The organism is Faecalibacterium sp. Marseille-P9312 (assembly GCF_902497445.1).
Classification (GTDB): domain Bacteria; phylum Bacillota; class Clostridia; order Oscillospirales; family Ruminococcaceae; genus Faecalibacterium; species Faecalibacterium longum.
Genome location: NZ_CABVEW010000008.1, coordinates 111,245 through 123,091, shown reverse-complemented (window position 1 = coordinate 123,091; position 11,847 = coordinate 111,245). Strand labels below are relative to the sequence as shown.

Sequence of the window (11,847 nt, the reverse complement as noted above, 5' to 3'; positions counted from 1 at the left end):
CACTCTGTGTCCGTGAGAACACAGCAGTGTTGAAATCTGAAGGAAGAAAGTAAATCGATTTGATGGTACGCCGGGTGCGCTGAAAGGTGCACGCCCGGCGTGAGGTGGGGGAAAACTTGGAGATTACGTCAAAAAGTTACCTATCACAACAAAGCAGACTACTCTGCGGACTGCTTCGCAGCCGCAGAGGTGCTGCACATTCTTTTTGACCACAAAAATGCGGAATGTCGCAGGATTATCCACCAGCGAAGCGCAAAAATCCAGCGATATGTTCGGTAAGTGCAGATACTTGGACGAGATCACCGGCGGGCGTGGCGTGGTGTTCGCCACGGGAACGCCCGTGAGCAATTCCATGACCGAACTGTATACGGTCATGCGGTATTTGCAGTACAGCACCTTGCAGCAGAAAAAGCTGACCCACTTCGACTGCTGGGCATCCACTTTTGGAGAGACCACCACTGCAATCGAGCTTGCGCCGGAAGGTACAGGATATCGGGCGAGAACGAGATTTGCCAAGTTCTTCAACCTCCCGGAACTGATGTCCATGTTCAAGGAGGTTGCGGACATTAAAACATCCGACCAGCTCCATCTGCCTGTGCCCGAAGCGAAGTTTGAAACCGTGGTGGCAAAGCCCTCGGAAATTCAGAAGGAAATGGTGCAGGAACTGAGCAAACGTGCGGCAGAAATCCACTCCGGTGCAGTAGATGCCTCCGTGGACAATATGCTCTGCGTCACAAACGACGGCAGAAAGATCGGCTTGGATGTGCGCCTGATGAACCCCATGCTGCCCGATGACCCTAACAGCAAGCTGAACGTCTGTGTGCAGAACGTGCTGAAAATTTGGGAGGAGGGCAAAGACCAGAAGCTGACCCAACTTTTGTTCTGTGACCTCTCCACACCGAAAAACGATGGCAATTTCAATGTCTACGATGACATTCGCAAAAAGCTGATCGCCGCCGGCGTGCCGGAAAACGAGATCGAGTTTATCCACAACGCCGACACCGAAGCAAAAAAGGCGGCGCTGTTCTCGAAAGTGCGCTCCGGCGATGTGCGCGTCCTGCTGGGCAGCACGGCAAAAATGGGCGCAGGAACCAATGTGCAGCAGCGTCTTGTGGCGGTGCATCACTTGGATGTTGGCTGGAAGCCCAGTGATATGACCCAGCGCAACGGACGCATCATCCGGCAGGGCAATATGAATAAGGAAGTCAAGGTGTTCAATTACGTCACGGAAGGGACATTTGACAGTTATTTGTTCCAAACCTTGGAAAATAAGCAGCGATTTATCAGCCAAATTATGACTTCCAAATCCCCTGTGCGCTCCTGCGAGGATGTAGACGAACAGGCACTTTCCTATGCGGAGATCAAGGCACTGTGCGCTGGAAATCCGCTCATTAAGGAGAAGATGGATTTGGATGTGCAGGTCGCAAAGCTGAAAGTGCTGAAAGCCGACCATCAGAGCCAGAAGTTCCGTTTGGAAGATAAGCTGTTGACGAAGTTCCCGGCAGAGATTCAGGAGCAGACTGCAAAAATTGCAGCTCTGAAATCGGATGCCGAAGTTGCTGCCGCCCACCCGCAGGGCAAGGAAGAGTTCTGCGGCATGACCATCAAGGGCGTGACCTACGATGAGAAAAAAACCGCCGGTGAGCGTCTGGTGCTTGCCTGTTCCGAACTGCCCAACGCTGAGGAAAAAGTGATCGGCAGTTACCGGGGCTTTGAGCTTTCTCTGCGGTTCGATGCTTTCCGCACGGAGTATCAGGCACTTTTGAAAGGGCAGCGGAAGTATACGGTGCCTTTGGGCACCGACCCGCTGGGCAACATCATCCGTCTGGATAATTCGCTGAACAACTTCCCGGAGCGCATCACCGCTGCCGAAAACGAGCTGGACACCCTGCATCAGCAGCAGGCAGCGGCACAAATCGAGGTGGAAAAGCCCTTCCCGCAGGAGGAAGAATTGGCGGAAAAGTCCGCACGGCTTGCAGAGCTGAACGCCCAGTTGGATGTGGACGAAAAGAGCCATGGGCCGGAACAGGACGAGGAAGAACAGGAGGATGCCCCTCGCCGCCCCTCGGTACTGGCGGCACTGGAAGAAAAGTCGGACAAGCCGGAGCCTGTGAAGCCCTTCCGCAGTTACTACGACAAGGATGGTGATGCCCGGTGAAAGAAAAGCGGGATGAAATCATCATCCTGAGAACCACAAAGACCGAGAAGAACCGCATCTATGAGAAAATGCTGGGCATGGGTATCCGCAGCCTGAGTGCCTATATCCGCAAGATGGCACTGGATGGCTACTGCCTGAATCTTGACCTGCCGCAACTGCGGCGCATGGCGTATCTCTTGCAGATGTGCAGCAACAATCTGAACCAGTACGCCAAAGCCGCCAATGAAAATGGTCGGGTCTATGCCGCCGACATAGAGGACCTGCGGCAACGGCTGGATGAGCTGATCGACATTGGTCGGCAGATTCTTTCCCGGCTGGCAGAACTCTAAGATTTTTCCCCGCAGTTGGAGGACTGCGGGGCTACATAAGAGTTGACATCCTTGCAACGCAGTGGTTGCTACCTTTATAATAAGGGCGAAAGAAAGGCAGGTGCTGGATATGAGGTTCGTTTTTAAGATGATCGTTTTTCCGTTTTGGCTGATTACGGCTTTCCTTGCGCTGATGCTGAAATGGACGTTGAACCTGTCGGCGTTTGTGCTGGCGCTGCCCATGCTGTATATTTTCGGCTGCGGTCTTTATACGCTGTACTGCCGGGAGTGGTTACAGTTTTTGATCTTGCTGGTGGCAGAGTTTGGCTGCTTTGTGTTGATTTTTATGGGCACTTTGATCGCAGATGCAGCAGAACGTTTTAGTGGCTGGGTTGCCGGATTGTGATATTTTTATCTTGATGCCGCCGATGTGCGGCATTTTCTTTTTGTAACAGGGGGTGATGACCACTGGCAGCGACACGGTTGATCCCTATGCGGAAAAACAAGGGCAAGTCCATCGGGGCGTGTCTGCACAATCACACCAGCTATGTCCAAAACCCGGACAAGACCGAGCAGGGCGAGCTGGTAAGCAGCTATCAGTGCAGCCCGTTGACCGTGGATGAAGAATTTCTGCTGACAAAACGGCTGTACGAGCAGACCACTGGGCGCAGTCAGAAAAGTGATGTGATCACCTATCAGGTGCGACAGTCTTTCAAGCCGGGGGAGGTCACGCCGGAGGAAGCTAACCGCATCGGCTACGAATTTGCTGAGCGTTTTTTGAAGGGCAAGCACGCTTTTATCGTTGCTACCCACACCGACCGGGCGCACATCCACAACCACATTGTTTTCAACTCTACGGCACTGGATGGTCGAAAAAAGTTCCGCAACTTTTGGCTCTCCACCTTTGCGGTGCAGCGGTTGAGCGATCTGATCTGCTTGGAGCACCAGCTCTCCACCATCGAGTACAAGCCTTATCGGGAACGACAGAAGCGCATCGTCTACCCACCCAAAGAAAGCAACCGTGACCGCCTGTGTGGAATTATTGACACCATCCTTGCAGAAAAGCCGAAGGACTTTGAAGTTTTTCTGCAAAAGCTGGAGCAGCAGGGATATGAGGTGAAGCATGGCAAGTACACGTCGGTGAAGGGCAAGGGGCAGAAACGCTTTATCCGGTTCCGCACACTGGGCACAGGCTATGGCGAGGACGAGATCAAGGCGGTGCTGGAGGGCAAGGCAAAACACCACCCCTATCAAAAGCAGCCACCGCAGGAGCAACCGTTCCAGCTTCTGGTGGATATTCCGCAGAAAATGGCGGCAGGCAAAAGTGTCGGCTACAAAAAGTGGGCAACCAAGTTCAACCTAAAGGAGATGTCCAAGACCCTGCTGTTTTTACAGGAGCAGAAGATCAGCAGTGCAGAGGAACTGCGGGAACGTGCAGCGGCGGCAACCGAACGCTATCATGTCATGGGCGATTCCATCAAGGCAGCGGAAGCACGGTTGACGGAAATTGCCGTCCTGAAAACCCACATCATCAACTATGCCAAGACTCACCCAGTCTATGATGCCTACCGCAAGTCGGGGTACAGTAAAAAGTATCTGGAAGCCCACCGGGAGGAGATCACTCTGTACAAGGCGGCGAAAGCGGCCTTTGACGAAGCCGGGCTGCAAAAATTGCCGAAGGTCAAGGAGTTGGATGCGGAGTTCGCAGAACTGCTAACAAAAAAGAAAGCTGCCTACCCGGACTACCGCAAGGCACGAAATGAGATGCAAGAACTGGTTCGGGCGCAGAAAAACGTAGAACGATTTTTTGCGGAAGAAAAGGAAACCACCGAAAAAACACCGACCCGATAAACGAATACCGCCGAGGAGCTTTCCCAGTTGGGAGGCATCCTCGGCGGCATTTTTTAGTTTATGTAGCAGCGGTCTTGTTTTACGAGCCAATCTTCACACAGCCGCTGAGCTTCGGCCTTTGTGCAGCAGGTGCAGTTGAAAAGTTTGCCACGGATGGAGCAGTAAGTGTAGTGTACTTTCGGGACACCATTAGCATCTCGAAAATCAACGCAGCGTTCCTCACCGGGCAGCAGATAAATCGTATCCACGTTCAATAGCTCCTTTTCACTTTGTTCGTGTGCAAACCGCACAACACGCAACGTCTGCTATTATAACATGAACCATCAAATTCTTCTATTGACCCTTGCGCCAAAAAGGTACAGGCTTTTTCGTAGGATGTGACGATTGACATCCTCAAAAGCATCCCGCAGGGAGGCGTAGCCTGCATTGAAAAATGCAGATCAAAGGGGTTTGGGGCACTCCCCAACAAGCGTTTTGCAACGCAAAAGTCGCCGTTGTATATACGACGGCATTGCTTGCCACAACAATGCGTCCTTTTTGTCCGCAATTTGTAATTTTCAGATTGGAGAAAAACGCCATGGCAAAGACGAAGGCTGAAGAAAAAGCTCTCAACCTTGATTAGATTTTGTTTAACTGCCGGGATTATCTGCGCGCTGCGCGCAACTCCGGCTCGTTCTTTGAAAAGCGTGATATCCCCCGCAGTACAGCCCCGAAGTTCTCAAATTGGTCGCAACAAACTGTTTTTTTAGTTCGATATAGGTTTTCTGATATTCTGTCATTGGTCGCACCTCCCATCAATCCCACCAGAAGTACCAGACGGTGGACTGCCACAGGACATCTGCCAAGGAGCCAATGCTTCCATCCTCATTCTGATCCAGATCTGGGCAGAAACCATATTGCTCCACAGCCACCTCCATAGCTCTTTCCTTGGAGATCGGAGTTGGAAGTTCAAACTCCAATTCATCGTGGCTCATGGCGGCAGGGATGGCACCATGTTGCTCGAACCAGTATTTCGCCACTGCCATCAGGTCCGGTGTGTCGGGACACTCATTCCAATTTCCAAAGGGCAGGTAGGCGAAGATCTCCCAGGGGTTCTTTACCGGAATTTTAGCCAGAATGAGCGGATATGTCATTCCGGTATCATCGTTCCAATAGTTTGCGAAGCGGTCGTTGGGTTCTCCGCCCTCCATCTCGCCCAGGACTTCCTCCTCCCAGTCCAGATCATCGTCCTCGGCTTCTTCCTTGCGCTGGCCGGTCAATTCCTCCAAAATCGCCTTTCCGTCCTTAACAGGAGCGGAGAGCATCTTCTTCCGGTACTCCTCTACCGTTTTGAGGTCAAATTCATAGCAGTCCGCATCATGCTCCGGGTCGGCGTTCATTACCAGACATTCCAACAGCGTTTCATCATCCGCCTGGATAAGTACGGGAACAAAGCCCTCCCGTACCCCCAGCCGCTGGGCGTAGCTGTATGCCGACATGATGGGGTCATCATCTGCCATGGATGGGAAATAGGTACACTCGCAGTCCAGATACTCCATGATGGCATGAGCCACTTCGGAAGACTCCAGCGTGTCCTCGTCGAAGTCCTGTCCCTGCCAGTTTTCAAAGCGTTCCTCAATCACTTGAGCCATGGTCTGATAGTATTTCTCATCAAATGGGATGAATAAGTATGCCTCCTGTTGAAATTCATTGGAGTGGTATCGGGACGGACCAAAATATTTCAGGGCATAGTCATCAATGTCGGCAGGATAGTAGGGGCTGTCGCCCTCTCCGTAGTAATAACCTGCAAAGGCACGGCCTTGCTGATTGAACAGCACAGAGAACAGACAGCCGTCCAGCTCATCCCGGATAAACTCCCTCAGATCCACATTGGCAGGATCAGCTTTGACCTGTTTGGTCACTTCGCTGTATTCTTTCAAGAAGTCCTCGCCCATCAGGTCGTGCTCCATACACCAGCGCAGGTAGATGGCCATGTGGTTATAAGCATTGATGGGGTCAATAGGCAGTTCCTTCTCCTCAATGCTCTCGATATGATAGGAAGCATCGTCCATCTCACCGTCAAAATCATCATTGGAAAGGGTGCCACGGGTGATTGCATCCTGGCGGGTGGGGTTCACCACAAAGCTGATCCCCGCCATCTTGTCCAGCAGAGCGTCTACATCATGTTCCAGTTTATAGTCCAACTCGTCCTCATAAAGCGGAATGACCTGATAGAAGTTGACCTCCTCGCCGCCCGGCAGAGTGCAGACCTCGCTGCCATCCTCCGTACCCTGAGGACCGATCAGGGTAGCAGTACACAGTTTGGTGTTGTCTGCAAATGGTTCCCGGTTCTCCACTGTATGACCATGCCCCAACCAGCTGTCACAGTTGATAGGCAGACGGGCCAAGGATTTCAGCAGGCGGATGGGCCAGTACCACTTTTCGTCTTTCATGGACTCCTGATCCAGCTTCCAGTCCGCAGGCAGGGCAATGGCCAGCTCCGCCCGCTCCAGCTTGTATTCCGCCAGTTCCTCCGGCACATTCATCCGGTGAGCACCCATACCCATGGTGACCAGGGTATAATAGTCCCGCTCCTCAGTGGGCGGCACGATGCAGATGTCCACATGGATGTCCGGGGAGACCAACTCGTGGAACACATTCTCGACCTTGCCGAAATGCTGCTGGATGTGCCCCTCGACGGCTTCCATCTCCTCCTCGGTGTAGACTTCGGGATTACTGAATTCTTCCTCATCCTGCTTGTCATCATTGTCCGAGTGGTCGCAGCTGTCATCCTCTGGATCTCCCTTTATAGGCTCGTAACCAATCTTCAGGGTCATCTGTTCTTCTGGCAGAGAGATGCCGGGGCTGCGGGTGATGGTGTGCTTATCGTCCGCAGAAAAACCGATGGTCTCGCCGTCTTGCAGCGTCACATCACACGCCAGCACATAGGAGGCAAGGCTTGCCAAAAAGTCCCGTAGTTCCTCCGGCTCAGCGTCGGTGTTCAACACCTCCATTTCCTCCTTGCCAAACACATCCATGCCGTAGGTGTAGCCGTTTAGGCCCCCCTCGCTCCGGTACAGGCCGAACCAAACCCAGTTGAAGATGGGCAGTTCGTCCTTTTTGAGCATATCGGCAAGGCCCTCATAGAAACGAGGCTCAAATACCACGCCGCTGGTGTAGACACCGGTGGCGTATTTCTGCTTGCAGCACACTGCCATCGCCTTGGTGAACAGCTTACCTCGTTCCAGCAGTTTTTCCTCCTCGCCCAACACAGCCACCATGATATGGGCCTTGTGCGTTTTGGCCACTTCTACGGCCTCTGGCCACATATAGTTGTTTTCGGCGTTGATCTCTGCTTCATTGTCAGGGATGTGACCGTGGAATAGTGTCACGATCAGCATCATATTGCCGACCCGCATTACCACAGCGTCATCGCTGTTCTCAACATCTTCGTCGCCCTCAGCCGGCTCATCGTCCACGATGCCCCATTCTTCCCGCAGATCTCGAATCAACTGCTCCTTGTCCCACTCTGCTTTGGAGAGGAGCACAGATCCGGCAAAGGAACCCTTATGGTCGGTTTCCTCCTCGTCGGCGTCATCCTCAAGACCCTCTGCATCTTCATCCGGATCATAGAGGGATTCATGCTCCAGTCCGCGGATAAATTTCTCAAAGCTGTCTGCCAGATGGGTAATTTTATAGTCATTTTCCTGATCCACATGGACTACCGCAGGCTCTCCCTGGGGACCGCAAGCTCGGTAGTCCAGGAAAATCATATCGTGTCCGGCGCTTGGACAGTCACAGATGGCCACGCCGATGGCAGGATACTCCCACTCATCGATCATAAACTGGCTGCCCAGCTCTCCACAGAGGGAGCAGCTCTTTTCTCGTCCGATGCCGAAAATGCCGGTGATGGCCACATGGTCATCTGCCCAGCAGGTAGGCTCATCGCAGGGATAGCAGGTGTTCACCGGAATGCCGCCGTTGTGCTGCTTCATCAGCCAGATGTAGGCAGCGGGCAGCTTGTAGCCCAGTTCCTCCTCCACGCTGGCAATCAGCTCATCGGAAGGCGGATCACTGACATATTCTTTCAGTGCATACCAATTATCATCCCAGAAGTTGGTGAGGTCGAAGCCCTCAAATGGAGTATCACCGGGCACGAATTTGGCCTTCTTCTTCCGGCTGCGCTGGCGTTTCCGAATCTCCGCCTTACACTCCCGAATTACTGCCGGGGCATTTTCATCCTCCGGGTCCAACTCTGCCCACCGCTGAGCGTAGGGAATGGCCTTTTCCTCCTGGCCGTAGAGATACTGATAGCCATAGGCCATCCGCATATTCCACTCCGCCTTGTCCTGGCCTTCCTCCCGGACGGACTCCAGCACCTCAATGGCCCTCAGAAGGGCTTTGTCTCCCTTGGATTTCAAAGTACCTTCGTCATGGTCCCCGATGATGGCGTAGTTCTCCAGTGCACGGGCCAGGGCGTAGGCGGTGCGGTAGTTCCTCCAGTTCTCCGGGATGGCATTCAGTGCCTGGATACAGCGGGTGTACTCGTCTTCGGCGTTCCACTGCTCCAGCTGAGCGAAGAATGCTTCGGCGTTCTGTTGGGTGTAAGGAATATAGTCCATGCCCGTCAGCGTTTCGTCCAACTCGTCATCCTGATTCTCAGTTTCTGTCCCATCATCTTGTTGCTTTAGGGATACAGAACCGGCTTCACGGCGGAAGGTGTGGAAGATGGCCCATGGGATGTCCGTGCCTTCAAAGAACTCTTTCGCCATGTTCAGCGCCTCTTGGATGTCCCAGGCGATGAAGTCCACATAGCCACAGTAGAGGCCGGTAGCCCCGCCGGTGAGAGTGAGCACTTCCGAACCATCCCCGCCGGTGAGCACTTCCTCCAGTTTGTCCCGGAAGTCGAAAATTTTCTGACTGCCTTCCTCCTCCCGCAGGGTATCCAGGGGATAGCAGAAGAAGCCCGCCACCGCGCCGTCGGCATGGAGATCGTCCATAAAATCATTGTCGGCATTCAGATAGCCGTTGATGAGCGGCACACAGCAGGTGGAACCGGCCATTACATCCAGCCGCCAATCGGCGTCCGGGTCCTGTTTGGGTTCCATTTTGTAACCAAGGTAGCTCTCCAGATAGGCTTCCGGGTCGGTGGAGAGCTCCAGGCCCTGCTCCCGCAGTTTGTCGGGCAGCTGGGACAGGAGAAAGGACGGCTCTGCCTTGGGTTCCTCCAGCACATCAAAGCTGTCTATGTATCTCATGTGGGGGATCTCGCCCAGCACTTGGTCGGTGAAGGTGGTGAGCATCCACCAGGCCCGGCCTTCTTCCTCCCGGAGCATAGGCAGCAGCTTTTCACAGTAGGCGGAGATGGCGAAGCTGTTTTCACCCTGCTCCTCCAGCCAGATCTGCACATCATCCCCGGAAATCTCCCAGCCATCCTCCTCAGTACGCAGGCCGATGTTCTGGAAAGGCTGACGGCCCACAAGGATATTCCAGTGCTCCAGCACCTCCTTGGGGGCGTGCTTCTGGAAGTAGACCAGCTCAAACAGTTTGACCTTATCCCCCTCCGGGGTGAGGATCAGCTCATGCTTTTCGCCGTTGAAGCCCATCTCGAAGGAAATCTCGTCAAAAACCAAATTCAGGGTTTCCTCCATTTGGGCCACGATCTCCGCACCGCGGGTGTGATCTTTGTCCTCGTCCATCATCTGGCGCAGCTCTGCTTCCATCTCGGCAAAGGTTTCCCACCAGTTCTCTGTCCGTTCCCGGAAGCACTCCCAGAACTGCGGCAGAGAAATACCCTTTTTGCACGAGTCAATTAGTTCCTCCATGTCCTGTCGGGTGTTGAGCTTAGGATCATCACCGGGATGCAGTTCCAGAGCTTTTTCAAAATGCCGCAGAGCCCGGCCCTCCTGATCCAGATAATAATAGGCATACCCCATACGGAAATTCCAGGAATAAGTATCTCCCAGTTCCTCCTCATGGGACTGCATCAGTTCCAGTGCCTGGTGAAGCAGCTTCCTTCCCTCCGGCTCGCTGGAGTCCGCCAGATTGTTGTAGGCGCGGGCCAGCTCCATATCCATTTCCGGGGTACGCTCCTCGGCAGAGATTGCCTCCAGTGCGTCAACGATTTTCTGGTGTTTGTCCTCCTCATGCCACTTCTGGCACTGCTTCAAAATATCCATATCAGGGTCCTCCTCGTCCTCATCTGGTTTCCAGTCTTTGATCTGCTGGAACACGCCATTTTCATCCCGCTCAAAGGCGCAGGGAGCGGGGGTGTTCAGCAAAGGGATGATGTCGGGATCGTCATTGCAGATCGTGTTCAGCTTGTAGATCCCGGCATTGTTGGGATCGTCCATGTACGCCTCGCTCTCATCACCAGCAGTGAAGCGCCAGCCACTGTCCCAGCCGCCGTCCGGCTTCTCCCGGTAACAGTAGCCGACCTTGTAGCCCTCCACCGTGATACGGTTGGTGGCGATACAGCCATCGGCACCCTCCCAGTCGGGGAGCAGATCTTTTACATCTTCCGCCTTTACATGGTAGTTCCGATTACGGCCGGAGGCTTCGTACAGCTCTTTCCGCAGCATCTCCACCTGATAAGCCATATCTGTAATCTCATCCTCACCCATCATCTCGCTGATGTCGTATTCCAGCGGATTCTGGGCAAAATCCGCCAGTGCCTTGTTCATGGCGTCATGCTCCTCTGGCGTGACGGTGATGCGGATGCGGCGGGCAGGGGTGTTGTACTCGTCCAGATCCTGAAGGTTTACACTGCCGCTGACGCTGCACTCCAGCAGGATGGCGGCCAGATCAGTGACCACATCAATGGCGAAGTGGAAGTCCATCTCCACGCCATCGGAGTGTGTAAACTCCAGATACTCCACGGTCTGGCGGAAGTCCCAGTTTTGTTTGTCCAGCCCAATCTTGGCAAATATCTCGCTGAGGGGGATCTCCTCTTTCTTCTGGTCTTCCAAAAATGCCACAAGGTTCAGACTGTCATCGGAACCGCCAATAAAGTTGCCCCAGTATTTTTTGATATACATTTGTCGTGCCTCCTGTTCTGAATCCAGTCGATCAATGAGCTGATTCAAGTGTTCCAACCACGCAGGAGCGATCTCACCGCTGTCCTCGTTCTTCCAAAGATCCACAATCTCACGGATGCCGTCCTCGTCCGGCACCTCGTTTTTGATGTCGGTGAGCTGCCGCAGCAGGAAAGCAAGGGCTTCTTTGGATGCTGTGAAACCGGTGACTTTATCCCATATAGCTTCTTCATGATCGTAGTCCAGTTTGCTGTTATCCTTCCATTGGAAATACAGCTCCGCCAGAGCCATCGCAGTATTGTCAAAGAGGAAGTCGATTTGTGAGAAGTCAGATCCCAGCATGACTTCCTCTTTCATCAGTTCGATCATCTCGCCCAGATCCATTACCGGATGCTCCGGTACATATTCATTTTTGAGGATGTCCAGTACATCCAACCCTTCGTCACGCTCTAATGCTTTTATGCCCCATGCTCCCATGTCGGCACCTCTCTTTCTTTATTTCGTATCAAGCTTCTAT

Annotated in this window: 7 protein-coding genes; 4 read left to right on the top strand and 3 right to left on the bottom strand. The window is 53.4% G+C overall.

The annotated features are described in order from the left end of the window. Window positions 1-205: 205 nt before the first annotated feature. The 4 genes from F3G95_RS08155 (at window position 206) to F3G95_RS08140 (ending at window position 4,317) form a co-directional block, all read left to right on the top strand. Window positions 206-2,158: a helicase-related protein gene (locus F3G95_RS08155; RefSeq protein WP_243130332.1), complete on the top strand. Its 1,953-nt coding sequence runs from the start codon at window positions 206-208 to the stop codon at window positions 2,156-2,158. Beyond that, window positions 2,155-2,487: a plasmid mobilization relaxosome protein MobC gene (gene mobC / locus F3G95_RS08150; protein ID WP_149794554.1), complete on the top strand. Its 333-nt coding sequence runs from the start codon at window positions 2,155-2,157 to the stop codon at window positions 2,485-2,487. The genes F3G95_RS08155 and mobC overlap by 4 nt, the downstream gene beginning before the upstream one ends. Before the next feature lie 109 nt (window positions 2,488-2,596). Then, a complete protein-coding gene (locus F3G95_RS08145; RefSeq protein WP_149794553.1) occupies window positions 2,597-2,872 on the top strand; it encodes a hypothetical protein in 276 nt (91 codons plus the stop codon). Between the two features lie 86 nt (window positions 2,873-2,958). Then, a complete protein-coding gene (locus F3G95_RS08140) occupies window positions 2,959-4,317 on the top strand; it encodes a relaxase/mobilization nuclease domain-containing protein (protein WP_243130331.1) in 1,359 nt (452 codons plus the stop codon). 53 nt (window positions 4,318-4,370) lie between these two features. Here F3G95_RS08140 and F3G95_RS08135 read toward each other — a convergent pair whose 3' ends face one another. The 3 genes from F3G95_RS08135 to F3G95_RS08130 all read right to left on the bottom strand — a co-directional run bounded on the left by F3G95_RS08135 (window position 4,371) and on the right by F3G95_RS08130 (window position 11,807). Beyond that, window positions 4,371-4,565 (bottom strand): DUF3873 domain-containing protein, encoded by a 195-nt coding sequence (locus F3G95_RS08135; RefSeq protein ID WP_097793455.1) that lies wholly within the window; start codon window positions 4,563-4,565, stop codon window positions 4,371-4,373. Between the two features lie 381 nt (window positions 4,566-4,946). Continuing rightward, on the bottom strand, window positions 4,947-5,096 hold the full coding sequence (locus F3G95_RS13795) for a hypothetical protein (protein WP_188117530.1): 150 nt from the start codon (window positions 5,094-5,096) through the stop codon (window positions 4,947-4,949). A gap of 15 nt (window positions 5,097-5,111) precedes the next feature. Beyond that, window positions 5,112-11,807, bottom strand: a complete 6,696-nt coding sequence (locus F3G95_RS08130; RefSeq protein ID WP_149794550.1) for a DUF2185 domain-containing protein — start codon at window positions 11,805-11,807, stop codon at window positions 5,112-5,114. Between the last annotated feature and the right edge of the window lie 40 nt (window positions 11,808-11,847).

Excerpts from the sequence above, each read along its gene's own strand:
- F3G95_RS08145 (WP_149794553.1), top strand. The coding sequence starts at position 2,597 with ATGAGGTTCGTTTTTAAGATGATCGTTTTTCCGTTTTGGCTGATTACG.
- F3G95_RS08140 (WP_243130331.1), top strand. The coding sequence starts at position 2,959 with ATGCGGAAAAACAAGGGCAAGTCCATCGGGGCGTGTCTGCACAATCAC.
- F3G95_RS13795 (WP_188117530.1), bottom strand. The coding sequence starts at position 5,096 with ATGACAGAATATCAGAAAACCTATATCGAACTAAAAAAACAGTTTGTT.
- F3G95_RS08130 (WP_149794550.1), bottom strand. The coding sequence starts at position 11,807 with ATGGGAGCATGGGGCATAAAAGCATTAGAGCGTGACGAAGGGTTGGAT.